This window comes from Candidatus Hydrogenedentota bacterium (genome assembly GCA_019637335.1).
Lineage (GTDB): Bacteria > Hydrogenedentota > Hydrogenedentia > Hydrogenedentales > JAEUWI01 > JAEUWI01.
Genome location: JAHBVV010000009.1, coordinates 1 through 25,353 on the forward strand (window position 1 = coordinate 1; position 25,353 = coordinate 25,353).

Below are 25,353 nucleotides of genomic sequence, written 5' to 3' on the forward strand. Positions count from 1 at the left end.
GTTGGGGCCTCCGTTGGAGTAATCGTATCGACTGCTCTTTCGGCCCGAAGGGCCAGTGCAGCTCCCAGCCCCGGGCAACGCCCGGGGAATACGGGGGCACCACCTTCCCCGCCCTGAAAGGGCAGCGCAGTGAGCCAGTCCAGCGTTTCCGAAGTTCAACTGCGCTGCCCTTTCAGGGCGTATGAGAAACCCACCGCTCAATCCCTGGGCGTTGCCCAGGGCTGAAAACTGCGTTGGCCCTTCGGGCCGAAGGCGTGCGTTGGCATCCGGTTCTGCTGCCGAATACACGGTCTGCACTACAGAGAAGGCCCAAGGAATCCCGTATCCGGTCTTGGCGTCGCCGCCCGGAAATGAGAACCGCGCAATCGACTCCTATTTGCCGTCATCGTTGCTGATGTAGCTTCAAACCGGATGAGCCAGAATAATGACGGAAAGTGGTGCGAGTTCGCGCGAGAGAACCTCTGAATTGAGCGACAGCAATCCGGATCGCCAGACCCGTATGGCAGATATCTTCGGCCCGATGGGCCAGCGCAGCATAGCGCCGGGCATTGCCATGGGAGGGCTGGCGCAATCTGCCCGGACGGGGGGCGAGGTCTATGCAGCGCCGGGCCGGAGGATTAGTTTGCGTAGAATCCATACGACGGCGAGGCCGTACAGGATACAGAGGGCCACGAGCGGATAGACCAGGGCGGGGAATGCGCGGAGCACGCCCTCGGCGAGGTAGGACTGAAGCCAGCACAGGGGGGCCATGCCGAAGCCGGTGCCGACGAGCACTTTCCAGGTGGGGATGGCGGCGAGGCCGGCGGCGTAGGAAACGAGATCCGAAGAGGTGAAGGGGTTTATCCGGAGAAAGAAGACGATCCAGAGCCCCCGTTTTTCGAGGGCGGGCTGGATGCCGGCGGCGGCGGCGCGCATTTTGTCGCCGAGGCGGCTTGCTCCGAGCATCCGGGCGAGCTGGCAGGCGATCGCGGCGCCGATGAGATTGCCGAGGAGCGAGTAGAGGCCCCCGAGGAAACCGCCGAAGATGACGCCGCCTGGCGCGTAAAGTATCAGGCCGGGCAGGGGCGCGATGAGCACTTCGGCGGTGACGAAGAGGACGTAGGCGAGGGGCGCCCAGGGGCCCCAGCCGTGGAAGAACTCGCGGAGCGCGGCGAGCTTCATTGTGGCCGGGACGCTCGTATCGAGGATTGAGGCCACCAATCCGCCTGTGGCGAAGGAATAGCCGGCCCCGCCCGCGATCGCGAGCGCAGCGAGGACTGCCAGGACGTTGCCGCCCACCGTTAGATCAATTCGTTGGGTACTCATTGGAATCGAAAGTTTCCGGTCCAAATCAATCAATAATCCGGGAGGCGTTCCTCGGACGGCGGGTAGCATAGTGGATCGGGCGCGTCCACTCCAACATTTTTTTACACTTTCGGACGCGCAATTGAGACTGTGGAGCGGCTGATCGCGTTCGCGACGAGGTGCGCTCCCATTCGTCCACACTTCCGTTGCGTGGCGGGCGGGGGATTATCGGGCAATCAGCTCGAGGATGGCTTCTTCCTTTTCCTCCGGGAACTCCAGCACCTGGTCGAGGACGCGCGCCACGCGGGTCGGTTCGGAGGCGACCAGTTCCTTCAGGAGTGACAGTGTCAGGCGCTTGCTGCGGAGGGATGCGCCGGAGAAGTCGGGGAATATCTGGTGGAGGTGGGTGGCGTAGATGTCGAAGATACGGCGTTCGTTGGCTTCCTGCTCATCGCGGGCCTCGCCTGCAAACGGATAGATTTGGTCTTCTCGCCAGCGTGCGAGCGTATCCTGGGCGCGGCGGGCCTCCTGGAGCGCGAAATGCTCTCGGAGTTGTGTGCGGGCGGCGTCCAGCAGCTGCCGCACGTCGGGCGCCAGATCGCCGGCCTGGAGCAGGCCTTCCCGGTCGAGCACGGTTACGTGGCTGGACTTGATGTAGGCGCTGTAGCTGAAGCCGCGAAAATGGAGGCGGGGCAGGGCGTTGTGCCGCATGAAGCCGTGTTCGTCGCAGAGGTAGACGCCGCGCTTGCCGGGGAGATTCCACTCGACGACCTCGAGTTCCGCGGTGACCCGTTCGCCGTTCTGCATCACCATTTCGTCGAGGGTGTAGCGCGCGAAGCCGTGTTCGGCGTTTGCGGGATCGATGACGGTGTTATCGTAGGTGATCCGCACGCCGGGGTACTGGCGGAGGTAGAGGGCGAAGATATCGGTGATTTCCTGGAGGGCCTTGACGCCGAGGAGTACGCCGCATTCCAGCGGCGGATCGAGCATTTCCACCGTCATCCCGGTGTGGGATTCCGGAGCTCCCTTCGGGTTGGAGACCTGAAATTCGCCCAGGCGGCCGGCCGCGCCGGAAATGGAGAACTTGTAACGGTCGCCGGCTTCGGCATAGATCGAATGCCAAGTGACGCGCTGGCCCAGGGTAAACGCGCGGAAGCGGCCTTTGCCGTATTTGCCATGGAGCTCGCGCCGGAGCTCGTGGGTTCGCCCGTTGGGGCGTTTCCAGGAGCCGCCCAGGCTCTGGAACACGAGAATGCCGTCGTCGTAGTGGAGCCCGGTCCCGTTGTCGATGATGTGGATGGCTTCGAGGCCGTCCAGCTCGTTCATCTGGAAGGAGACGTTCACCTCGGTCGCTTCGGCGTCGAGCGCGTTCCAGATCAGTTCGGCTATGGCCGTCATGGGTTTGGTTCGGGCGACGGTCTCCAGATGGTCTTCACGAACTTGAACGGTAATCGTCTTCAAGCGAAGGGATCCTCTTCAGCGCGGGCGCATTGCGCCGGTGTAGCCGCCGCGGGTCACGCCCCACCCGGACGCCCGCGGCCAGAACGCAGGATCATAGCATTCAGGCGCGGGCGGGGACAATTTCACGCGCTGGGCGGGGCCCGGCTCCAGGCGGGCGGCTAGTACTGGGGTACGCCGGGATCGATCTGGGTGGACCAGGCGTGAATACCGCCCGTCAGGTTGCGGACGTTCGTGAAGCCGGCGTGTTGCAGGATGGCCTGGGCGCGGGCGGAGCGCATGCCGTGGTGGCACATGCAGATGACTTCCTTGTCCTTCCAGGCGGCGATTTCCTCCGCGCGCATGGCGATTTCGTCCAGGGGGATGTGGCAAACGCCGCCGAGGTCGGCGATGGCGAGTTCGCTCGCGGTCCGGACGTCCACGATCAGGACATCCTCGCCGCGCTGGCGTTTTCCATTCAGTTCGTCTACGGTGCAGTTTTGCATGGGTACTACCTTCACACTACAGTTTTGTCAGGGTGGCGGCATGGCCAGCGCGCGGGAACCCGCAGGGCGGACAATCCCGCCCGCAGACGCTGTTGCGCCGCGCTACCGGGGCGTCGCGTTCGGATTCGGGCTCGGGAAGCGTGCGCCGGTTTCGGCCTGCCAGGCGTCCAGTTTGGCGCGCAATTCCACCGCCTTTTCGGGGTGATCGCCGGCGAGATCGCGTTGTTCGCCGGGGTCCGTGGCGAGATTATACAACTCGGGGGGACGATCTTCGAAGAATTCGATGAGTTTCCAGTCGCCCTGGCGTATGGCTGCTCCGGGCGTGCCGCCCTGGTTGCCGTAGTGTGGGTAGTGCCAGTAGAGCGTGTCGCGCTCCGGCGCGCCCTGGCCTTTGAGGAGTGGCGTCAGGTCGGCACCGTCCAGATGCTGCTCCGGGCGCGGCGGAAGGCCCGACATGGCGAGCAGGGTGGGGTAGAAGTCGGTGGTCGTGACGGGCGTGTTGATGACCGGGCCGCCGTCCGTGGTTCCGGGCCAGCGGACGAGGAGGGGGGTGCGGATCCCGCCTTCGTAGAGCCAGCCCTTGCCGGCGCGCAGGGGGAGGTTGGAGGTGGGATGTCCCTCGGACGTCGACAGCCCGCCATTGTCCGACAGGAAAACCACGACGGTGTTGCGTTCGAGATCGAGGCGTTTCAGACTTTCGAGCACACGGCCGACGGCCTGGTCCATGGCCTCGACCATGCCGGCGTACACAGCGTGGTTCTGGACGAGGCGCACCTCGCGATCGCCCTCGACGCCCCAGATGGGTCCGGGATCCGGGAGGGCGGCCGCTTTCGCCTCGTACTTCGCCTTCAGGTCCGGCCGGGATTGCAGGGGCGTGTGGACTGAGTAGAGCGAGAGGTAGGCGAGGAATCGCTGGTCGCGGTGGGCCTTGATGAAATCAATGGTCTCTGTCGCCAGGCGATCGGGGAGGTGCTCGCCTTCGGGGCCGTCTTCGAGCTTCGGGTTCTTGTAGGGCGAGAAATAGCCGCCGGGCGGACCGCCCCGGTGGTGGCCCCCTTTGTTGATGTCGAAACCCTGGTCCTCCGGGAGATAGCCTTCGCCGCCCAGATGCCACTTTCCGGCGAAGAAAGTGGCGTAGCCGGCTTCCTTAAGGGCTTCGGCCAGGGTGAATTCTTCCAGGGGGAGATGCTCCACGTAGGGCGCAGGCAGCAGCGGTTTGGTGCGGGTGAGCTTGTGGCTGTCCACGGTTTCCGGCTGGGGCGCGCCGAACCAGTCCGTGGTGGCCATGCGCGCCGGGTATTTGCCGGTCAGGATGCTTGCGCGGGTGGGGCTGCACACGGGGCAGGCGGTGTAGGCCTGGGTGAAGCGGGCGGACGACTTCGCGAGGGTGTCCAGGGCGGGCGTTTCGTAGAAGGAGGAGCCGTAGACGCCGAGATCGGTCCAGCCGAGGTCATCGGCCAGGATGAAGAGATAGTTGAGCTTGTCCGTGGGGGCATCGGCCCGCACGCTGGCGGACCAGCACAGGGCCGTGGCGAGTGCTGCGCCGAGGGGGAGCCGGGCAAATCGGCGAAATATCATGGGATGCCCTTTCCGTGGGTGGCATGCTGCGCGCCCCATGAGACAACAGGCCGAGCGGCGAAGTCAACCGCATTGCACGTGCTGCCGGTGGCGAGTTTGCGCTTGGCGGGACCGGTTTGCTGTGTCATACTACGGAAACGCGGCGCGGCGTCGCGGTGACGAACGGGCTATGAGGCCCGGGCGCAACATCGGAAGGATAATGACATGGCTGACGAGGGCTATAGCGCGGGGCCACCTCCGCTCAATCCATCGGGGAACATGGGGTTCGCCATTACGAGCCTGGTGCTGGGCATCCTGGCGATTTGTCTGAGCGTGCTGGCGGTTGGAGCGCTCCTGGGCATGCTGGGCGTTGTGTTCGGGGCGGTGCACCTGGCGAAGGGGCGCCCCGCCGCGCGCGCCATGGCCGGGTGGGGGCTGGGACTCTCGGCGCTGGGTACGGTGGCGGGACTCTCCTTTATCGGCCTGTACACGTATGCGTTTTTTCAGATTCTGCCGATGTTCGACCTGGATGGCTACGAGGAGGACTTCTCCCGCTGGGAGGGGGTGCGCGCCCCTGATTTCACGGTCACGGATCTCGATGGCGCGGAGGTCACGCTGAGCGCATTGCGGGGGAAGCGGGTAATCGTGGATATCTGGGCGACGTGGTGTCCGCCCTGCGTTCAGGAGATCCCGCATTTTATCCAGCTTGCGAGTGAACTGACGGATGATCTGGTGATCGTCGGCATCAGCGACGAGGACGAGGAGACCTTGCGTGCTTTCGCGGAGACAAAGGGGATCAATTACGTGCTGGCCTCTTCGGATGACCTGCCCTCTCCGTATGGCGACGTGGTGAGCATCCCGACGACTTTTTTTATTGACCGGAACGGGGTAATCCAGCAGGTGCTGACCGGGTATCACGACCTGGAGGACCTGCGGGAGGCCGCCACGGCGCCGGATTTCGATGGGGAGGCGCTCGACGCGCCGCCGGTGGCGCCGGATGACCTGGTGGCCGCGGAACGCCCCCTGGAGCCGCGCCAGGATTGGGCGCGGGAGGTGGCCGATGCGACCGCGATGTGCGTTGGGGACTGGAATGGGGACGGCGCGCCGGAAATCCTGGTGGCGGATTACACGCCCGCGGTTCACATCTTTGATCTGGACGGCCAGGCGCTGGGCACAGTGCCGCTGCCCGAAACGGTATCCGTTCTGTCGATGGGGCGGCATTCCAGCGGCCCCCGCCTGCTGGGCCACGAGGACTGGGGTGACGCGGTCTATGTGGTGGATGGGTCGGGTGAAACGATGTGGACCTACGAGAGCTGGATCGGGATCAATGGCGCGCATTGGGGCGATGTGGATGGCGATAGCGATGACGAGATGATCGTGGGCATGAACGGGGGCGGCGGATTGCATCTGGTCTCCGCGGACGGCGAGAGGCGCTGGAAGAAATCGCTGGGGAACGTCTGGAACCAATCCTATGTGCGATCGCCCGATGGCGCCGTGCGAATACTGGCGACGGAGGCCGGCGGATCGGTCCGGGTGTTTGATGGCGAGGGCAAACAACTTGACTCCCTGCAACCCGAAGGGGAGTACTGTTCGGAAGTCCTCGGGGGGCTCGGGCCCGGCGGGGCGATCCAGTTCATGACCTCCGGTTCGGGGCGCGCGATGCTGTGCGACGTGGATGGGACGGTTCTCTGGGGTACGCCGGTTCCCGACGATCACGGGGCCTGGCGAAGCGTGACCTTCGCGCATGGGGATATCGATGGCGACGGGGTGGGGGAATGGGCCTTTGTCGGCCTGGATGACGAACTCGTGGTTGCGACTGTCGCGGGCGAGCGCCTGGCGACCTTGCCGGGCCAGGAGGACCTCATGAGCTTTGCGATCGCCGCCGGACGCCTGATCACGCTTTCGGGGGAGATCCTGGCCGCGTACTCGTTCGAGCCCGGCGCGGTGTTGGAAGTCTCGCCCGACGGGGCGTTGACCGGCGAAGGAGAGGAGGCCGAAATGGCGGCGCCGGACGCGCCCGAGGAAGTACCCGCGGAGGCGGGGGCCCCGCAGGCCGAGACGCCCGATAATTGACCCTTCCTGCGGGGGCTTGGTACAATACGCACAGATACATAGAAGTCCAGACCTTCGGGGATTGGTGCAATTCCATACCGGCGGTGAGAGCCCGCGAGCGCTTTGGCGCAGACACCGGTGAAATTCCGGGGCCGACGGTTACAGTCCGGATGGGAGAAGGTCGGAACAGGCCGGTCTCGCGTCGTGCGGGCTGGTCCATGGCTGGCAACGCGTCATTTGTCCGCGCGGTCGGCGTGCGCCTGTACACCCGGCGTACTGTTCCGCTCTTCCCTTCCCCGCCGGTCCAGGCCTGCGGGAATTTTAATGCCTTCTGACCGAACGTATATGGATCGGGCCCTCTTGCTTGCCGCGCGGGGCCGGGGCCGCACTTCACCGAACCCGATGGTGGGTTGTGTTGTCGTTTCCGACAATGAGATTGTTGGCGAAGGCTACCACGAGTATGCCGGCGGCCCCCATGCGGAGGTCAACGCGTTTCGCGACATTCCGCGCGAGCGCCGTAAGCGCCTGACGGTCTATGTGACGCTGGAGCCTTGCGCTCACGAGGGCAAGACCCCGCCGTGCGTTGATTTTCTGCTCCAGGAGGACATTGTCCGCGTTGTCATTGCGATGGAGGACCCGAATCCGCTGACCCGCGGGAAGAGTATGGCGAAATTGCGCGAGGCGGGCGTCCAGGTGGACGTGGGTTGCTGCGAGGCGGAGGCGCGGGCGCTGAACGAGGTGTTCGTCAAATACATCACGACGGGGCGGCCCTTTGTTATCGCGAAATGCGGCATGACGCTGGACGGCAAGATCGCCTCTCACACCGGGCACTCCAAGTGGATTACGTGCGAGGCCTCCCGGGAACGTGTGCATGAGATCCGGTCACAGGTAGACGGGATACTGGTCGGCAGCCGCACGGTGATGGTGGACGATCCGAGTTTGACGTGCCGGCTGAGCAACGGCGTTCGAAAGGACCCGACCCGTATTATCCTGGACGCGGGCGCGTACCTCGACAGTAAACGGCGCATATTCCAGTTGACGAGCGAGGCGAAGACCTGGGTGGCGGTGTCGGAGGATCGGGATTACCCGGCGGCCGACGCGGTAATTCGTGTGCCCCGCGGTGACGGCGGGGTCGACATGGCGGCGCTGATGACGGAGCTGGGCCAGCGTGAGATCGCGTCGCTGTTGATCGAAGGCGGGGGCACCACGCTGGCTTCCGCGTTCAGTGCCGGGGTGGTGGACAAGGTGATGTTTTTCGTGGCCCCGAAGATACTGGGGGGCCGCGACGCGATTACGCCGGTGGAGGGTCCCGGATTCAGCACGGTCGATGAAGCGATCCAGCTTGGGCGCATGACGGCGGCGGCCATCGGCGAGGATATTTTGATCGAGGCGTATGTCCGCCCGTAAGGGCGTAGGTGACGGCGGCGCGGGAAGTATCGTTCCCGGGCCGCGGAACAAGAGGCACCCATGTTTACCGGGATTATCGAAGAGATCGGCCACGTGGCCTCGCTGCGCGGCGCCGAACTGGCGATTCGCGCGTCCACGATTGTGGAGGATCTTGCCGAGGGCGACAGCATTGCGGTGAACGGCGCCTGCCTGACCGCGGTGGCCTTCGACAAGACGGAGTTTCGCGTGCAGGTGTCGCCCGAGACCTTTGAAAAGACGACGCTCGGCCGCCTCAAGCCGGGCGAGGGCGTGAACCTGGAACGCGCGATGCTCCCGAGCCGTCGCTTCGGGGGCCACTTTGTCCAGGGGCATGTGGACGGTGTCGGGGAGGTGGTTGGGGTGGAGGATCAGGGCGAATTTCAGCTCTGGCGGTTCCGGGCGCCCCGGGATGTCGCGCGGTACCTGATCCCGAAGGGATCGGTTGCGATTGACGGAATCAGCCTTACGGTCGTTGATCCCGTAGCGGACCGGTTCAGCGTGGCAATCATTCCGGCGACCCTGCGGAAGACGGTGCTGGCGTCGCGGAAGCCGGGCGACCCGGTTAACCTGGAAGCGGACATGATCGGCAAACACATCTACCATTTCATGCACCATGGGAAGAAGGAGCGGATTTCGCTCGACTTCCTGCGCGAGCACGGATTCGCCAAGGAGGCCTGAGTGCCCACATCGATACCTGAAATACTCGCGGAATTGCGGGCGGGCCGCCAGATCATCCTGGTGGACGACGAGGACCGGGAAAACGAGGGGGATCTTGTTTGCGCGGCGGAGAAGGTGACCCCCGAGCACGTCAATTTCATGGCGCGTTTCGGGCGCGGGCTGATCTGCATGCCGATGACGGGCGAGGCGCTGGAGCGGCTTGATTTGCCGCCGATGACCCGCCGGAATACGGCGCCGCTGAATACGGCGTTTCATGTGTCCTTCGAGGCGGCCCGGGGGGTGACGACGGGCATCAGCGCGGCGGATCGTGCCCACAGTATCCAGGTCGCCTGCGATCCGCAGAGCGGCGCGGAGGATCTGGTGCGCCCGGGTCACGTGTTTCCCTTGCGCGCGCGGGAGGGGGGCGTGCTGGTGCGCGCGGGCCAGACCGAGGGATCGATTGATCTGATGCGCTTGGCCGGGATGCGCCCCGCAGCGGTCATCTGCGAGATTATGAGCGAGGATGGCACGATGGCGCGCATGCCGGAGCTGGAGGTGTTCGCGCGCGAGCATGGCCTGAAGATCTGCACGATTCAGGACATCATCAAGTACCGGCGGGCCCACGAGACGCTGGTTACCCGCGCGGCGGAGACGATGCTTCCGACCGAGTTCGGGACTTTCAAGCTGGTGGTTTATGAGACGGACGTGGACGACCGCGAACATTTGGCGCTGGTGATGGGCGATGTGTCGGCCAGCGAGGGCGAGGCGCCGCTGGTCCGCGTGCACTCGGAATGTCTCACCGGAGACGTGCTCCACTCGCTCCGCTGCGATTGTGGCGAGCAATTGCACCGCGCCATGAGCATCATCGCCGAGGAAGGCTGCGGCGCGATTGTTTACATGCGCCAGGAAGGGCGGGGCATCGGGCTGGTGAACAAGATCAAGGCCTACCAGCTGCAGGATCAGGGGATGGACACGGTGGAGGCCAATATCCACCTGGGTTTTGATCCGGATCCCCGGGAGTATGGCTTGGGCGCGCAGATCCTGACCGACCTGGGCATTACGCGCATGCGGCTGTTGACGAACAACCCGGTCAAGCGGGCGGGCCTGGAGGGGTACGGCCTGGAGGTTGTGGGGCGGGTTCCGCTCCAGATACCGGCGAACAAAATCAATGAGCGATATTTGAACACGAAACGTGAGAAAATGGGGCACCTGCTGTAGCTGGCCGCAACCGGGCGGCGCACGGGGGCTTTCGAGCACCCTGGAAAGGAAGGAAGACAATGAGTGAACAGGAAGAGCATCACGGGCTGGTGTCGATTCACGCGTGCGGCAACGACGAGGAGGCGAATATTGTAATCTCGTTTCTGGCGCAGAACGGGATCACGGCCCAGCTTCAAACCGATCTGCCCCACAACGTGCTTCCCGTCAGCGGGGATTGCGAGGTGTATGTCCACGAGGACGACGCGGAAGAGGCGCTCCGGCTTATCCGAGAGCAACTGAAGCGTACGGAAGGGGAGACCGCCGAATAACGGCGGACGGAGAAGGAGCACAGTATGCCCAGGATTATTGAGGGTCACTTCCATGTGACCGGAAAGAAGGTGGCGCTGGTGGTGGGCCGGTTTAACGCGTTCATCACGCAACACTTGCTGGACGGGGCCGTGGACACGCTGGTGCGCCATGGCGTCGACAGCGACAGCATAACGGCGGTGTGGGCTCCGGGGGCCTTCGAGATTCCGCTTGTGGTGAAGAAGGTGGCGGCCACGGGCAAGTTTGACGCCGTGATCGCGCTTGGCTGCGTGATCCGGGGCGGCACGCCCCATTTCGACTACGTGGCCGGCGAGGCCGCGAAGGGCATTGGCCAGCTTTCGCTCCAGTGCGATATTCCGATTCTTTTCGGCGTGCTGACCACGGACAGCATCGAGCAGGCGATCGAGCGCGCCGGTACAAAGGCGGGCAACAAGGGTGCGGACGCCGCCATGGCCGCGTTGGAGATGATGAGCCTGATGGAGCAACTGGAACGTGCTTAATCGCCAGGCACGGCGCCGCGGCCGCGAGCGCGCGCTTCAGTTTCTGTTCAGCCTGGATTTCACGGGGGGCGACTACCGGGAACAACTGGAAGGCTTCTGGGCGATCAACCCGGTCAAGCCCGGTGCGCGGCAGTACGCCGAGAAGCTGATCCACGGGGTCTGCGGCTGCCGTCAGGAACTGGACGACGAAATATCGGGCGCGCTGGATCGCTGGACTCCGGATCGCATCGGCTACATCGAGCGGAGCGCGCTCCGGATCGCGCTCTACGAGATGCGGCACTGCCCCGACGTGCCGGAGGCGGTGGCGATTAACGAGGCGATCGAGGTGGTGAAGATCTTCGGCGCCGACGAGGCCACCAAGTTTATCAACGGGGTGCTTGATCGGTTGAAGGGGGGGGCGCGCCCGGACTTGCGGTAGTTGCGCGCCACGGCCCGGCGCTTGCATCGCCGCGCGCCGCGCGGCTACGCTGTACCCATGCCCTTCGTTGATCTTCACCTGCACAGCACTTGCTCCGACGGGTCGGATCCGCCCGAGACGGTGGCGGCGCGGGCGAAGGCGGCCGGGGCTGTTGCCATTGCGCTTACGGACCATGACACGATGGCGGGTGTGCCCGCCGCGCGCGCGGCCGCCGAGGCACTGGGGCTCGGGTATATCAGCGGAGTCGAAATCAGCGCGGGATTTGAGGGGCGGGAGATTCACGTGATCGGCCTCGGGCTGGATCACGAGGATACGGGTCTGGTGTCCGCGCTGGAAGCGCTGCGCGCCGCGCGCGACAGCCGGGGGCGCCTTATCCTGGCGCGGCTGGCGGAATTGGGGGTTGGCTTGCCGGCGTTTGAGATCGGGCCGGTGGATTCGGGATCCGCGCTGGGGCGCATGCATATTGCCCAGGCCATGGCGGAGCGCGGTTACGTGAAGCAGGTGCAGGAGGCCTTTGACCGCTACCTGAATCCGGGCCGACCCGCATTTGTGCCCAAGGAAACGATTCCGCTCGCGGCGTCCATTGACCTCATTCATGGTGCGGGCGGGCTTGCGTTTCTGGCGCATCCCGGGCTGGGGAATTGGGTGCGCAAGGCGCTCCCCGCCTTGCTGGCCTTTCCCTTTGATGGGATTGAAGCGTACCACGTGAGCCATTCCCCGGGGCGCACGGAAGGTTTCCTCGCGCTTGCGCGCGAGCGCGGCCTGCTGGTCACCGGCGGCAGCGATTGCCACGGCACGATCAAGGGGAAGGCGCTGCTGGGCTCGGTCCAGACGCCGGAACGGGTGTTTGCCGCGATCATGGCGCGGTTACGATCCGGCTTGTTGGCGGAGTAGATGCGGCGCGCGTTCGCGGGAACCGCGGGTATTGCCGGGTCAGCCAGGGATGGCAAACCTCCCGCCATGCGGGAGCGCTCAGCCAGGCAGGCGGATCAATCCCTGATCTTTAAGCCAGGCGGCCACCCGCTCCGCGGCGAGCGCGTGGCCCGCTTCGTTCCAGTGCGAGTCCTCGAATTGGTGATACAGCACGGTCCCGGATTCCGACTGGGCGAGAAAGTCCGGCAGCAAGTCGAGGAACGGGATTCCGGCCTCCTCGCAGATTGCGGCCAGCCGCTTGTGGGGCCGTTCAAAGTCGAGCGCCATATCGGGATAGCGCTCCCGGACGGCGGAACGGTGGGCCGGTATCGCCTGTAATTTTGAGGGTACGGTGAAGACGGCGAGGGTGGCGCCCGCGCTCTCGACGTCTTGTTTGAGCTGCCGTAAGACGGCGCCCGTTACGCGGAAGGCGTCTTCCCATAGTTCGTCGAAGGGTTCCGCCGTTTCGTCCTCCGGATCGGGGTGGTTTTCCGCGTACACGCCGAGATGGATGGCTATTTCCTCGCCGGGCTCATGGATTTTCTGCCGGAATCGCGAGCGGGCGCGCTTGTAATAATTCTCGACCACGCTTTTCGTCAGGGCGTCGAGGCGCATCAGCCAGGGGCTGTACCGCCGCCACGCGGCCTCGAACTCCTCGGCGGCCCGTTCGTACTGGGGCGGCTGCAAGACCAGTTCGCCGTCTCCGCCGATCGCGGCGAATGGCGCGCTGAAGTAGCGCCCGTCATCCTCGCCCCACATCATTCGGGAGAGGCCCGCGACGTTGCCGTAGACGTCGTTCTCGGCGTAGAAGGCCAGCAGGACGACGCGCGGGTGGAAATGCCTGCCGCGCGCCTCGAACTGGCGCCAGGCCTGCACCGTGCTGAAGCCGCCTACGCCCAGGTTAATGACGCGGCGGGCGCCGGGGCTTGCGGCGGATTCCAGCGCGTGGCAGAATCCCGCTTCCTCGGGCACCTGGGATGCTTCCATAAACGAGTCGCCGAGCACGGCGATGGTGGTCACATCGGGTTCGGGTTCCGGGGTGTGATCGGGCCCGCGCAGGCCCTCGGCGTTCGTCTTGATGACGAGCTGGTAATCCAGGGTGCTCCGCGCGGCGACCTGATTGGGGGCGAGCCGCCAGCCGGTCTCCGGGTCGGGTTCATGCACCACGGGGGGCAGGTGGGCATGTTCCCAAACGAGGCCGCCATAGTGGTAGAGGCGCAGCCCGACTTCCGCGGCGAGAAAGGCTGCCAGGAGGCTCGCCACAACAAACCCGGCGTTGACCAATCCAGATTTCAGCTTGAGGCGGAATTCCCTCTTCACTACATACTCCCGTGTTGTGCGGGGGCCTACCGTTGCGCCGGGTCGTAGCGGGTTCCATCGTCCCGCTGCCGATCCCAGACGGGATCCCGCGCGGGATCGTCCAGCGCGCCGTAGCGGTGCGGTCTCCGGTAGGCGTTCCCCCAGATTGTGTTGCGGCGCCGCTCCCGCAGGGCGTCGAGATCGAAGGTTGCGATGTACACGCCCTCGCGCGCTCCGGCCATGACGAGCCGGTTTCCCGCGCCGTCGTAGGCGACGGAACGCCCGTTCTTGTGGGGCCGGGGGTAATTGGCCATGGCCACGCCGATGGCGTTTTCCCAGGCCCGAACCTTGAACTGGTCGAGGCGCAATTCATCGAGCTTACTGGCATTGGGCGTCAGCACGAGTTCGGCGCCTTTCAGCATCAGAATCCGGGCGCTCTCGGGATGCTCGCGATCGAAGCAAATCATGGCGCCGACCGACACCGTGCCGGCGGGCGTGTCCAGATCGCCGACAACGAATTCGTCGCCCGGCGTCGTGGCCGCCTCCAGCGGCGTGAAGTCGGATGTGTGGATTTTCGCGTAGGTAAAGACTTCTCTTCCGTGGCGGTCGAAGAGGGTAATGACGTTGCGTGGGGCGGGGTCGTGGGTTTCCAGGTAGGTGATGGCGATCGCCATCCCCAGTTCCTTTGCGAGCGCGGCGAAGCGCTGGATGGGTTCCGAATCAAGCGTGAGGGTCAGTTTCCGGTAGGCATCGAGCGCGCCCTCGCGGTTTTCCGGTGGGGTGAAACCGACGCTCCACAGCTCGGGCATCAGGGCGATATCGGCGCGTTTTGCGGCGGCTTTCCGGCAAAATTCCTCCGCTTTTTCGAGGTTGGCGGCGACGTCGGCCCCTTTCGGAGCCATTTGCAGGAGCGCCACCCGGATTTCCGCGGCGGCCGCCGCCGGACCGGGTCCGATCAGGGCGATCAGGGCACAGGCTACGAGGGTTCGTTTCATGAATGAGTTGCGTCGGGTCATGGGCGAATTCTTATGGGTTTCGGCGTGGATTACGGCGACACCTCGCAGTTTCTGAGGCTCGACTTCAAGGCCAAGATCCCCTCTTCGGTCACGCCCGAGCTCGGCGTGATGTGGAGGCGTTTGAGCGAGGGCAGGCCCTGGAAGAAGTCGATGCTCTGGTTGGAAATGGAGGCGCCCATAACGGTCACGTCGGCGAGGTAGGGCTGTTGCGAGAAATTGTTCAGACCGGCGTCGGTCATCCGGTAGAGGTTGATCAATTCAAGCGTCCGCAGATGCTTGAAGCGGCTCAGGGCGCCGAGGCCCGCGTCGGTGACGTCGATTTCCTTCAGGGAGAGGTGGAGCAATCCGGTGTGGCGGCCGACATGCGCGAGCCCGCTGTCTTTCGTGTTGGGGCCGGAGAGGCCAACGCCCTGAAGGGCGCCCGGGTCTATAGCGTCCAGGAATGAGAGGTCGCTGGTGTCGTACCCAACTTCCAGGCGGGCCTCAACGCCTTCGGCCAGGGAGACGGATCCCTGCGCCTGGCCGCGTTCGGTCCAGCTTCCGGGGTTTTCGGGGTTCCACGGCCGGGTGAATATGCGTCCGACGGACGCCGCGGGGAAGGCGAGCGTGCGCGCGGGCGGCCTTGCGACAACCTGCCCGAAAGGCACGAGTTCCGCCGGGCGGTCTTGTATCACGGCGCGGGGCAGGACGGTGGCAAGCAAATCCCGGCCATCGCGGCTGATGGGCGCGTCGACCTCGAGTCTGCGCAATTCCGGCAATGCGGCCAGATGGCCCAGGTTATCGTCGTTCAGGATCAGGCGGGGCAGCGAGAGGGACCAGATGTACGGGGCGTCCAGCGTACGCAGGACCGAGAGGTCGGCGGCGGCCTCGTCGTTCATTTGCAGGCGGAACACCTGATCAGACATGGCGTTCACGGCGCCCAGCGCGCCTTGTTCGACGGGCTCCCAGGCGCCGGTGTCAAAGGCGCTGCGCGCCACGGCGTAGAGATCGCCGAGGGAACGGTCGGCGGGGAAATGCAGTACGATTTCCTGGACGGTCTCGACGGGGAGCGGCGTGGGCCTCAAGTAATTATTGTAGACGAAAATGAAGGCAATCCCCGCGGCGACGATGCCGCCCATGACGAGGTACGGGATGCGGCTTCCCGTGGAATAGCGCTCCTTGGCGCGTTTGAGCAGGAATTCCGTGCGCGCGAGGGTGTCGTCCTGCTCGTCGAGGGTCTTCCGCAGGGTTTCGACTTCGGCGCGGGCCTTTTCGAGGCTTTCCAGCTGCCTTCGTTCCTCGTCTTTGAGGAGTTCCAATTCCTTGTGGAGGGCTTCCTGCGAGGTGTCGGCGTCGGTGCGCTGCTTCTCCAGGAGCGCGAGCTCGCGCTTGAGCTCGTCGACGGCGGCCTGATTTCGGGCCTTTTCCTCGTTGGCGCGCTGTGCGGCGGCCTGCTGATCGGCGAGGGCCTGCTGGAGGGCTTCGAGCTCCTTGCGGGACTGCTCCAGCGCGGCGTTCTTTTCTTCCTCGTTCTTGCGAAGGGATTCGAGTTCGCCGGCGAGTTCGGATTCGGAGGATGCGGCTTCCCGGGCCTTGGCCTGGATTGCGGCGAGCTCTTCTTGAAGCCGCCGCATCTGCTCCTGGCTGGCCTCGTCGGTGTCGGCGGCTTTCTGGACTTCCTGTTCGCGGGCGGCGAGGGCCTGGCGGAGCTCTTCGACTTCCTTGCGGGCATCCTCGAGGGCCTGGGATTTGCGGGACTCGTTTTCACGCAGTTGTTCGACTTCGCTCGAGAGGGTCTTTTCGGAGGAGTGGGCCTCGGTCGCCTGGCTGCGCAGGCCTTCGAGTTCCTTCTGCATGGCGGCGACCAGCGCTTCCTGCTCCGCATTGCTCGCACGGGCGTCATCCGCGGCGCGTTCGCGCGCCTCCAGGGCCTCGCGCAGCGCCACGAGTTCCTGGCGCGCGTCGTCGAGATCCTTTGTCTTTTGTGATTCGCTGGAGCGGAGCGAGTCGAGTTCCGCGGTGAGGTTCGCCTCGGAGGAGGATGCCTGGCTCGCCTTTTCGTGCAGCGAAGCGAGTTCCTTCTGCATTTCCGCGAGGCGGGCTTCCTGTTCGCTGCTGGTTTGCGCGGCCTGCTCCATGGCGGCCTCGCGCTCGCCCAACTGGCCGCGCAGGGCTTCCAGTTCCGCCCGGGCGTCGTCGAGGGTCTTGCTTTTCTCGGCTTCGCTTGCGCGCAGGGTTTCGAGTTCGGAGGCCAGCTGGGTTTCGGACTGGGAGGCCGACCGGGCCTCGTCCTGGAGCTTCGCAAGCTCCTGTTGCATCGCGGCGACCTGGGCGGCCTGCTCCTCGCTGGCCTTCCGCGCGGCCTCGACGGCGGATTCGCGATCATTGAGCTGGCTCTTGAGGGTTTCGAGTTCGCCCCGCGCGCTTTCGAGCGTTTCGGACTTGGAGGAGCCATCCTGGCGCAGCTGTTCGACTTCGCGGGCGAGGGTTTTCTCGGATTCGGCGCGTTCGTGCACCTGCTGACTCAGGGCGGCCAACTCGGCTTCGAGTTGCTCGCGCGCCTCCTGGCTCATGCTGGCCACGTCCTGCGCTTCTTTTTCTCGCTGCGCCAGCGCGGACTTCAATTGCTCGAGATCGCCGCGGGTCTTTTCGAGGTACTCGGCCTTTTCCGCTTCCTTGGCCCGGAGGGACTCCAGTTCCGCCGCCAGGGCTTTTTCGGAGGAGGACGCGGCCTCGGCCTGCCGCTGAATGGCGGAGAGTTCGCCGTGGAGGGCGGCGATGGCCTCTTCCTTCTCCTTGCTTCGCGCTTCCGCCTCGGCAACTTCCCGTTCGCGCTCGTCGAGGGCGCCGCGCAACTTCGTCAATTCATTGCGCGCGTTTTCGAGGGCTTTGGTCTTGCTGCGTTCGTTGTTGCGGAGTTGTTCGAGTTCCGCGAGCAGCGCCTGCTCCGACGTGGAGGCCTGGGCGGCCTGTTCCTGGATGAGCGCGAGTTCCTGGTTGAGCTTCGCCAGGGCGGCTTCGCTCTCGCGGCTGCGGGCCTCGGCCTCCCGGACTTCGTTCTCCCGCTCGTCGAGGGCGCCGCGCAACTGGGTCAATTCGCCCCGTGCATTTTCCAGCGCCTGCGCCGCGCTTTTCTCGTTGGCGCGCAACTGCTCCAATTCCGCCTGCAACGCCTCCTCGGAGGAGGACGCGGCGGCGGCCTGGCTCTGGATGGCGCTCAGTTCGCTCTGGAGCGCGGCCATGGCGGCCTCGCTTTCGCGGCTGCGGGCTTCGGCGTCGGCGATGGCGGCCTCGCGGTCCTTGAGGCTGGCCTGAAGCTGCCCGAGTTCGGCGCGCGCTTGCTCCAGTGCCTCGGATTTGCTTCGTTCGTTGGCGCGCAGCTGTTCGAGCTCGGCGTGCAGGGCTTTTTCCGAGTCCGCCGCGCTGGCGGCGTTCTGCTGGATCTTTTGCATTTCGCCCTGAAGCTGCTGGATGGCGGCTTCCTGCTCGGCGCTGACGCGCTCGGCCTCCGCCACCGCCTTCTCCCGTTCCGAGAGCTTGTCCTGGAGGGAGGTGAGGGCGCCGCGCGCTTCCGTGAGGGCCTGTTCCTTGGTGGATTGCTCGGAGCGCAGCCGCTGTAATTCATCGTGCAGCTGGCGTTCCGATTCTGCGGCGGAGGTGGCCTCGGCGTTCAGCTCGGTGAGCTGTGCTTCCAACTCGGCCATCCGCGCTTCCTTGGCCTCGGAATCCTCGACGACCTGGCGGATGGATGCCTCGCGTTCTTCGAGGAGGAGCTTGAGGTTTTCCAGCTCATCCTGCGAGCGCTTGAGGTTGGCGGCCTTCTCCTGTTCCGCGGCGCGCAGGGCGTCCAGTTCCGCCTGAAGGGTCGATTCCGATTCGGAGATGGAGCCGGCGTGGGATTTGAGGCGGGTGAGCTCCTCTTGCAACTGGGCCACGGTCTGCTGGAGTTCGGCCTTGTCGAGCGCGTCGGCCAGCCGGTTGTCGAGCGTCTGCCGGAGCGTGTGGATGTGCTTATCCTGATCGGCGGCGGCTTGTTCGAGGCGCTGAAGCTGGGGGGCGTCGAGGAATCCGGCGAGGGCCTCGTACTGCTCTCGGGTGAGGGCGATCTGGCGCTGGGCGGCGTCACATTGCTCGAGCGCCTCGTCGACCCGGTTCAGGGCGGCGAGGTTTCGGGCATGCATGTAGGCGAGCACGGGGTTGCCGGGCAAGGTTGCGTTGAGCGCTTCAAGAAGGTTCAGCGCTTCGCTGTGCCTGCGTTCCCGGAAGTGTTCGTTGGACGCTTGAAACTTGTCTTCCAAGGTCGAAAACTGCATGGCGCGGCTCCATCAATCACAATTTTTCTTCTTATGCGGCTTAGTGTAACATAATAAACGCGTTCCAGTGTCAAGAGTTTAGTTCGCCCGGCGGCGACCTGCCGCCCGGCGAGCGGTGGAGAGATTACGTGGCCGATACGTCTGAGGTTCTGGTGCTGTCCTGCGCTTGCGGGCAGAAGATGAAGATTCCCGCGGATGGCATGGGCCGCACCTTCAAGTGCGTCCGCTGTGGCGCCCACATCAAGGTCTCCGAAGAAAACAGCGCGCCCCTTCCAAGCCAGGCGCCGCCGCCCGCGGAGAAACCGCCCGCGCCGGAGAAGCCGCCGGCGCCCGAGCGGGAGCCCGCGGAGCCACCCGCCGCGCAGAAGCCCATCGGGGACTTGCTGGTGGGGGCGGGGCTGATCACCGAGGAGCAGCTTGCCGAGGCGCTGAGCCGCCAGAAGTCGCAGGGGGGCAAGACCTTCGAGATACTGCTTGCGCTGGGCTATCTCGACAAGGACGCGCTGCACGCGTTTCTTTCGCGGCAGCCGGGCATCGCGAACATTGATCTTTCGCGCTTCAATATCAGCCCCGAGCTGGTGAATCTCATCCCGAAGAAGCTCGCGGTTGAGAATCTGGTGCTGCCGATTGACCAGCTTGGGAAACTGTTGACGGTGGCCATGGCGTGCCCGCTGGACGTGGCCACGATCCAGCTTATTGAGCGAACGACGGGCCTGAAGGTCAAGGCGATGCTCTGCAAGCTGGAGGATATCCACGCGGCCGTCCAGAAGTATTACCCGGAGCGGAAGCATTTTGAATTGAGCCCGTCGAGCTTCGACCACCTGCCCGGGGCTTCGGCTCCGCGGGACAAGGTGGATGAGAAGCTGAAGAAGTGGAACGGGATGATGGTTTCGGGTGAGCGCCTCAAGCAGATTGCGGAGGAGATCGCGCCCCCGGAGGTCACGCTGGATCTTGTTACGGCGGTTGTCCTGAATGAGCCGGCATTGGGGGCGACGCTGCTGCGGATTGCGAACAGCGAGCTTTACGGTCTTCGCGGCCAGGTCGATAGCATACCAATGGCCGTCGCTGTGATTGGAAAGCCGGGCATACAGCAGTTCCTGACGGAGTTCCTGGAGCCGGCGGACCCGAAGGCTATAGCGATCATTGCGCCGTGGGTCGAGACCAGCCTGCGGGCCGCGCAGTATGCGCGCGATCTGGCGCGCGAAAGCGGCGTGCTGGGCCCGCATGTGGCGTATTCGCTCGGCCTGGTGTCGGAGTTGGGCCGCATGGCGATGGCGCTGGTGTCTCCCCTGCAATACAAGCGCGTCAAGTCGAATTTGCACGGCGAGCCGCTTGCGCAGGCTGAGTTGAAGGTGTTTACGATGGATCACTGCGAGGTTGCGGGGATGCTCGGGGTCCAGTGGCATTTACCGGCATCGATCACGCGGCCGCTGGAGTATTACCTCGCGCCAAAGGAGGCCAAGGAGATGGCGCCGCAGTGTCACCTGCTCGCGCTGGCGGTCGGGTTGGCGAACAAGGCCGATGAAGACCGGGAGAAGGTGCTCGCGGCGTACAGCGCTTCCATTGAGGCGCTTGGGATATCGGCTGACGCCGTTCGCAAGATAGTCGGGTCCGCGCGGTAAGGCCGCGCGGTGAGCAGTCAGGGACACCATGTCGGAAGAACAGGCGCGCGCCTTCATCGAGTTTGCCGGTAGAACGCCGGCGGTTCAGGCGGAGTTGGAAAAACTGCGAGGGCCGGGCGTATTTCAGCGGCTTATCGAGATGGGCTCCCGCTACGGCTACGAGTTCACGGAGGAAGCGTATCGGGATGCGGTGATCGCGATGGCGGAGGGGGAACTGTCCGACGCGGCCCTGGATGAGGTGCTCCGGGAGACAGGGCTCAAATAGGGGCCGTTACTTCTGGCAGAGGTGCCGCGCGACGAGGGGTGGGCAGCCGCTGCAGTTCCGGCCCGGGACCGGCTCGGAGGGGGTAACGCAGTGGGGCAAGCGTGGATTGTGCATGATGGCGTCGAGGCTTCCATCCATCACGGAGCCGAGGTAGAACTCCTCTTCGCCCGCGACAAGCCCGCAGGTATAGAGGCGTCCGGAGGGGTCGACGTAGACCATTCGGGCGGGAAAATCACACGCGGCGCCTTCCTCGGGGATGGGGGGCGCGGACTTTGCGACGCTGACGCCCCGGGCCTCAAGATCGGCGTATTCCCCGGCCGCTTCGGGCTCCACCAGCAGGATGCAGGCCTCTCCACGCAATTCCAGCAGCATTTCCCGCTCTTCCGGGCGCAACTCGCCCTCCGCCGCGTGAACACATACGGTCATGTCGTGTGTATTTCGGGCCCAGCGGCAAATGGCGGGTACGGCGGCGCGGGACGCTGGCGGTCCGAGGGTAACGACAAGCCAGTTCACGCCCAGGGATGCCGCTTCATCGATAATGTTCAGCCACTCGTCGTCGCCGAGCGCCTCCGATTCCGTCCCGGCGCCCATTTGCAGCCAGAGGTAGAAGATATCGCCTTCGGAGCGGGCGGCGCCGGCCCGGGCGCATGCGGCGAGCCCCTGGCGGATCCGGCGGCCGAGCGAAAAGAACTCGAGCGGCTCGCCCGTGGCTTTATCTTCCGGTGTGTGCGTCAAGGTTTTACTCTCCTGCGTTGGGCGGGTCGCCCGCCGCAGCCAGATTGCCGCGGCTGTGGAGAAGTAACACTCCCGGGGGGGCGGATCATTTCCGCTGTGGCGAGTTTCTTCGTGGCGAGGTTTGCCGGGCGGCGCTGGCGTGCTATAATACGTCGAACAGCGAGCAAGAAAATAGCATATCCACACGGTCCGCGCCAAGCGACCGTGGGGAGTTTATTGCGAACCGGTTTTTCCCTGCCGTGTGCGTTATGGCATGTAAGCGCCGCACCTTTCGCATTGAACTGGGTGTTCGATATTTGTGTAGCCAACGCCAGGCCTCCGTAGTTCAGTGGAAGGCGAAGGGCTATCGTGAGAATGCCCCCCTATTGAGGGAAAGGTTTGATGCGCTCTTGGCCGGACGGCATGCGCGGGGATTTTTTGAAGATTTATGGAATAGCGGGCCGCTGCGGGGCGGCCCGTTTTTGGGGCCTCAAGTAAATACTTGACAAACTGGTGAGGAGTGCGTAAACTAAATGTGCGGGCCCCTTCGGTGGCCTCTCGCCGTCAGATGTTCAGGCCGCAAGCCCTTTTGGGCGCGCGGCGCGCCGGCGAGAGCGCTCCAGACAGGGTCCGGGCATGCCGTCGGCAGCCGCCTGTATGAGGCGTTTGGCGGGGTGTGCGCCAAATAGTGCGCGTGGTGACTACCAGGCCACCCGGCCAGAGCATCGGTTGGCCGGTCCGAATAGGAGCTCGGGTGTATTGCTGTTCTTCAAAGCAAAGAAGTCGATAGGCCTCGATATCGGCACCCATTCCGTCAAGGCGGTGCAAATGTCCCGGCGGGGCGGTCGCCTGTGTGTGGACGAGGTGGGCTACGCCCTGGTCGACCGGAATCAGGTCAACGCGGATCCCGTCATGGCGCACGCGTCGGCGGTGGCGGAGGCCCTTTCGGGCATGAACCTGAAATCGAGCCAGATTGTGGGGGCGCTACCGGGCCAGACGGTGGTGATCCGGTATCCACGGTATGCGGAGACGAATCGCGAGCAGCTTGACGCAATCGTCAATCGCGAGGCGGGCCAGAACATCCCCTACGATTTGAACGAGGTATCGCTTGATTGGACCTTGCTCGACGAAGTGGAAGAGGCCGGCCAGCGGCAGTTGAAGGTGCTGCTGGTGGCGGCTAAACATGAGATCATCGACTCGCGCGTGCAGATTATGGAAGCGAGCGAGCTGCAATACAGTATTCTCAGCGTGGATTCGCTCGCGCTTTCCGACGCGGCGGAGGCCTGCGATTTTCTCCGTGTGGGAGAGACGGTCGCCCTGATCAATATTGGCCTGACGTCCGCGAGCATTCACTTCGTGAAGGACGGTGTGTCGAATTTCATTCGCGATGTGAATTGGGGCGCGCGCGAGTTGATTCACGGGATCGCGAAGGAGTTGCGCTGCGACTATGAAGAAGCGGAGCGGCGTCTTCAGGACTTCCTGTCGCGCGGACCGGCCCCGGCGCCCGCGGTCGCGGCTCCCTTAGCCGGCGAGCCGCTTGACAATCTCGAGGATTCGCTTGGGGGCGGGGCCGAGGGAATCCAGACGCCGGAGTCATTGAGCGATTTTGGCGACGATCCGTTTGGGGAGGCGGGTTACCGGCCCAAGCCGCCCGCGATGGGTGGCGGCGGGTCGCTCCTCGATCCACTGGACGACGAATTCGGCGGGGAGATGGGCGGCGCCATCACGGGCGCGAGCCCGATGGGCATGGCGGAAGAGGTTGTGCCCGAGATGGACGAAATCGTGTCTTCTTCTCTCAACCGGATGGTTTCGGAGATCCGGCGTTCATTTGATTACTACGAACATCAACTTTACGAGCGCCCGGTGGACCGCCTGATTGTGAGCGGCGGGATCGCGCATTCGACGCTGGTATGCAGTGTCTTGCTCGAAGAGCTGGGTGTGGAGTCCGTGGATGTGGCGAATCCGATGAACAGCGCGCTGTACACGGGCGACGAGTTCGCCATGGGCGCGATGGCGGAGCATCCGTCGCAGTTCATGGTCGCTGTGGGGCTCGCAGCACGGGGAATGGCGGATCTATGATTATCATCAATCTACTTCCCGAAGAACTTCGCCCGATCAAGCGGACGCCGCTGCCGCACCTGCTGAGCGTGGTGGCGCTTCTGCTCGCGCTTGCCAGCATGGGCTGGATGTTTGTCTCCATCACGGCGCGTATCGCGGGCACGCGGGCCGATTTGGCCAAGGCGAACAGCGAGCTGGCGGGCCTCAAGGACGTGGTGGAAGAGTACAACGCTCTGAGCGCGAAGAAAGAGCAGCTGGAGAACAAGATCAATGTTATCCAGGAAATCCTCAGCGACCGGATTATCTGGTCGGCGCAGCTTCACAAGCTATCGACGCTGACGCCCAACAATTTCTGGTACCGCCGGATCCGGGAAACGTCGAAGACAGTCACGATGGAGCGGGTGCAGATAGACGAGAAGACCGGCCAGGCGGTGCTGGACAAGGACGGGCGGCAGAAACTGATCCGGGAGAACATCCGGCGTCCGATGCTGGAAGTCTCGGGGTATGTGATCAACGACGAGCAGGGCGTGAACTCCGTTGCGACATTGACGCAGAAGACGGCGGAGGACCCGGACTTTTCGTCGATGTTTATCCTGGACTCGCCACAGATAACGGATTCAGAGTACAACGGCTATTCCGTGCGCGGATTTACGCTGGAGTACCGGATTGATACCGGAGGCGCACCCTGATGCTGGATTTCTTTAAAGGAACCGTAACGCCGAAGGATTGGGCCTTTGTGGGCGCGGTGCTGGGGCTGACGGGGCTGATCTGCGCGGGCTTTTATTTCGGGCTCTACCGGGGGCGGGAGGACGTGCTGGCGCAGGTGACGGCGGAGCTTGCGGATACCCGGCGTGAGCTTAACGAGGCCCGCGAGACCCAGGCGAAATTTGACGAGTTCAAGCTGGAGGCGGAGAAGGCGGAGCAGCTGGTGCAGCTTTTCGAAGAGCGGCTTCCCGAGGAGCGGGAAATACCGCGGCTCCTGGCGCAGTTCGAGAGCCGGGCGAAGGAGCTCGGGTTGAGCGTGGAGTTGACCCAGCTTCCCACCAAGACCGATCTCAACAAGGAAACCATACCGTATGAGGTGATCGCGCGCGGCGATTTCCACGAAATCGTACAGTTCATTAACCTGCTCGAGCGGGACAAGCGTTACCTGAAAGTGTCGAATCTGAATATCGGTGAGGAAGTTGCGGGCGTTTCGCAGGCTTCCTTTCACCTGAGCACGTTCCGGTTTATCCAGCGGGCAACAGATATGAGCGTGGCGAGCAATGAACCAGGAAAATAAGAAACAAGTCATTATAGCCGCCGTTCTGGGCGTGGTGCTGGTATGTGTACTCGTATACCAGTTTCTCATCGCGGGCGGCCCGGCGGCGCCCACGCAGACCGCGTCCTCCCGGCCCGCCACCGCGGCGGGCTCGGCGCCCGCGGCGCCCGCCACCGCGGCAACGCCAGCGCGCCTGCGCAAGGTGGATGTGGATCTGGACAAGCTGATCCGCAATATCGAACCGGTGACGTTTATCTACAACAACGAACGGATCACGAGAAATCCGATGACTCCGCTTGTTGGCCGGATCTTTTCGGCCAGCGCCACGGACCAGCCGGCGCGCACCTCTATCGGTATTGATTTCAGCATCCGGCAGAAGAAAGTTACCGGGATTATTTACAACGAATACAACCCGGTCGCGGTGGTGGACGATGAATTGGTTACGGAAGGACATCAGTATCCGGACGGCGTGATCGTATTCAGGATCGAACCCAAGCGGGTTTGGTTTGAGTGGCGCGACTCGCAAATACCCGTAGAGCTGAAGGAGCTATAAG

The 25,353-nt window shown here is 64.2% G+C and carries 22 protein-coding genes, 1 other RNA gene and 1 riboswitch; of the genes, 15 read left to right on the top strand and 8 right to left on the bottom strand.

Annotated features, from left to right (window positions below):
• Nucleotides 1–594 precede the first annotated feature (594 nt).
• From KF886_11705 to KF886_11720, 4 genes are all read right to left on the bottom strand, one after another.
• Entirely contained in the window at nucleotides 595–1,305 is a 711-nt protein-coding gene (locus KF886_11705; protein MBX3178021.1) for a TVP38/TMEM64 family protein, read from the bottom strand.
• A 204-nt stretch (nucleotides 1,306–1,509) separates the two neighbouring features.
• Nucleotides 1,510–2,745: an ATP-binding protein gene (locus KF886_11710; GenBank protein MBX3178022.1), complete on the bottom strand. Its 1,236-nt coding sequence runs from the start codon at nucleotides 2,743–2,745 to the stop codon at nucleotides 1,510–1,512.
• 158 nt (nucleotides 2,746–2,903) lie between these two features.
• On the bottom strand, nucleotides 2,904–3,227 hold the full coding sequence (locus KF886_11715) for a hypothetical protein (protein MBX3178023.1): 324 nt from the start codon (nucleotides 3,225–3,227) through the stop codon (nucleotides 2,904–2,906).
• 102 nt (nucleotides 3,228–3,329) lie between these two features.
• The gene (locus tag KF886_11720) at nucleotides 3,330–4,805 is read right to left on the bottom strand and encodes a sulfatase (protein MBX3178024.1); all 1,476 of its coding nucleotides are present in this window, start codon (nucleotides 4,803–4,805) and stop codon (nucleotides 3,330–3,332) included.
• 204 nt (nucleotides 4,806–5,009) lie between these two features.
• On the opposite strand from KF886_11720, the gene KF886_11725 reads away from it, so the two are divergent.
• The 8 genes from KF886_11725 to KF886_11760 all read left to right on the top strand — a co-directional run bounded on the left by KF886_11725 (nucleotide 5,010) and on the right by KF886_11760 (nucleotide 12,254).
• Nucleotides 5,010–6,857 (top strand): redoxin domain-containing protein, encoded by a 1,848-nt coding sequence (locus KF886_11725; GenBank protein ID MBX3178025.1) that lies wholly within the window; start codon nucleotides 5,010–5,012, stop codon nucleotides 6,855–6,857.
• Nucleotides 6,858–6,903: 46 nt separating this feature from the next.
• Nucleotides 6,904–7,022: riboswitch (FMN riboswitch) on the top strand.
• A 138-nt stretch (nucleotides 7,023–7,160) separates the two neighbouring features.
• Nucleotides 7,161–8,243, top strand: coding sequence for a bifunctional diaminohydroxyphosphoribosylaminopyrimidine deaminase/5-amino-6-(5-phosphoribosylamino)uracil reductase RibD (gene ribD / locus KF886_11730; GenBank protein ID MBX3178026.1), 1,083 nt, complete (start codon nucleotides 7,161–7,163; stop codon nucleotides 8,241–8,243).
• A 60-nt stretch (nucleotides 8,244–8,303) separates the two neighbouring features.
• The gene (locus KF886_11735; protein ID MBX3178027.1) at nucleotides 8,304–8,939 is read left to right on the top strand and encodes a riboflavin synthase; all 636 of its coding nucleotides are present in this window, start codon (nucleotides 8,304–8,306) and stop codon (nucleotides 8,937–8,939) included.
• Nucleotides 8,940–10,136 (top strand): bifunctional 3,4-dihydroxy-2-butanone-4-phosphate synthase/GTP cyclohydrolase II, encoded by a 1,197-nt coding sequence (locus KF886_11740; protein ID MBX3178028.1) that lies wholly within the window; start codon nucleotides 8,940–8,942, stop codon nucleotides 10,134–10,136.
• A 59-nt stretch (nucleotides 10,137–10,195) separates the two neighbouring features.
• The gene (locus KF886_11745; protein MBX3178029.1) at nucleotides 10,196–10,444 is read left to right on the top strand and encodes a DUF2007 domain-containing protein; all 249 of its coding nucleotides are present in this window, start codon (nucleotides 10,196–10,198) and stop codon (nucleotides 10,442–10,444) included.
• A gap of 24 nt (nucleotides 10,445–10,468) precedes the next feature.
• A complete protein-coding gene (ribE, locus tag KF886_11750; GenBank protein ID MBX3178030.1) occupies nucleotides 10,469–10,942 on the top strand; it encodes a 6,7-dimethyl-8-ribityllumazine synthase in 474 nt (157 codons plus the stop codon).
• The gene (gene nusB, locus KF886_11755; protein ID MBX3178031.1) at nucleotides 10,935–11,360 is read left to right on the top strand and encodes a transcription antitermination factor NusB; all 426 of its coding nucleotides are present in this window, start codon (nucleotides 10,935–10,937) and stop codon (nucleotides 11,358–11,360) included. Before ribE ends, nusB begins: the two co-directional genes overlap by 8 nt.
• 57 nt (nucleotides 11,361–11,417) lie before the next feature.
• Entirely contained in the window at nucleotides 11,418–12,254 is an 837-nt protein-coding gene (locus KF886_11760) for a PHP domain-containing protein (protein MBX3178032.1), read from the top strand.
• 78 nt (nucleotides 12,255–12,332) lie between these two features.
• On the opposite strand, the gene KF886_11765 is transcribed toward KF886_11760, so the two are convergent.
• Genes KF886_11765 through KF886_11775 form a run of 3 tightly spaced genes read right to left on the bottom strand, consistent with a single transcriptional unit; the run spans nucleotide 12,333 to nucleotide 18,879 of the window.
• Nucleotides 12,333–13,592: an SGNH/GDSL hydrolase family protein gene (locus KF886_11765; protein MBX3178033.1), complete on the bottom strand. Its 1,260-nt coding sequence runs from the start codon at nucleotides 13,590–13,592 to the stop codon at nucleotides 12,333–12,335.
• Between the two features lie 26 nt (nucleotides 13,593–13,618).
• Complete coding sequence (locus KF886_11770; GenBank protein ID MBX3178034.1) at nucleotides 13,619–14,566, bottom strand: carbon-nitrogen hydrolase family protein; 948 nt, start codon at nucleotides 14,564–14,566, stop codon at nucleotides 13,619–13,621.
• Between the two features lie 50 nt (nucleotides 14,567–14,616).
• On the bottom strand, nucleotides 14,617–18,879 hold the full coding sequence (locus KF886_11775) for a hypothetical protein (GenBank protein MBX3178035.1): 4,263 nt from the start codon (nucleotides 18,877–18,879) through the stop codon (nucleotides 14,617–14,619).
• Between the two features lie 128 nt (nucleotides 18,880–19,007).
• Between KF886_11775 and KF886_11780 the strand changes: the two genes are divergently transcribed.
• Entirely contained in the window at nucleotides 19,008–20,501 is a 1,494-nt protein-coding gene (locus KF886_11780) for an HDOD domain-containing protein (protein ID MBX3178036.1), read from the top strand.
• 28 nt (nucleotides 20,502–20,529) lie between these two features.
• Nucleotides 20,530–20,766 (top strand): Nif11-like leader peptide family natural product precursor, encoded by a 237-nt coding sequence (locus KF886_11785; protein MBX3178037.1) that lies wholly within the window; start codon nucleotides 20,530–20,532, stop codon nucleotides 20,764–20,766.
• A gap of 6 nt (nucleotides 20,767–20,772) precedes the next feature.
• On the opposite strand, the gene KF886_11790 is transcribed toward KF886_11785, so the two are convergent.
• Complete coding sequence (locus tag KF886_11790; protein MBX3178038.1) at nucleotides 20,773–21,501, bottom strand: hypothetical protein; 729 nt, start codon at nucleotides 21,499–21,501, stop codon at nucleotides 20,773–20,775.
• Between the two features lie 228 nt (nucleotides 21,502–21,729).
• Between KF886_11790 and ssrS the strand changes: the two genes are divergently transcribed.
• The 5 genes from ssrS (at nucleotide 21,730) to KF886_11815 (ending at nucleotide 25,352) form a co-directional block, all read left to right on the top strand.
• Nucleotides 21,730–21,918: non-coding RNA, 6S RNA (ssrS, locus tag KF886_11795), on the top strand.
• A 321-nt stretch (nucleotides 21,919–22,239) separates the two neighbouring features.
• Nucleotides 22,240–23,559: a type IV pilus assembly protein PilM gene (pilM, locus tag KF886_11800; protein MBX3178039.1), complete on the top strand. Its 1,320-nt coding sequence runs from the start codon at nucleotides 22,240–22,242 to the stop codon at nucleotides 23,557–23,559.
• Nucleotides 23,556–24,227 (top strand): hypothetical protein, encoded by a 672-nt coding sequence (locus KF886_11805; GenBank protein MBX3178040.1) that lies wholly within the window; start codon nucleotides 23,556–23,558, stop codon nucleotides 24,225–24,227. Before pilM ends, KF886_11805 begins: the two co-directional genes overlap by 4 nt.
• Nucleotides 24,227–24,820: a type 4a pilus biogenesis protein PilO gene (pilO, locus tag KF886_11810; protein ID MBX3178041.1), complete on the top strand. Its 594-nt coding sequence runs from the start codon at nucleotides 24,227–24,229 to the stop codon at nucleotides 24,818–24,820. Before KF886_11805 ends, pilO begins: the two co-directional genes overlap by 1 nt.
• Nucleotides 24,804–25,352, top strand: coding sequence for a hypothetical protein (locus KF886_11815; GenBank protein MBX3178042.1), 549 nt, complete (start codon nucleotides 24,804–24,806; stop codon nucleotides 25,350–25,352). Before pilO ends, KF886_11815 begins: the two co-directional genes overlap by 17 nt.
• Nucleotide 25,353: the final 1 nt, after the last annotated feature.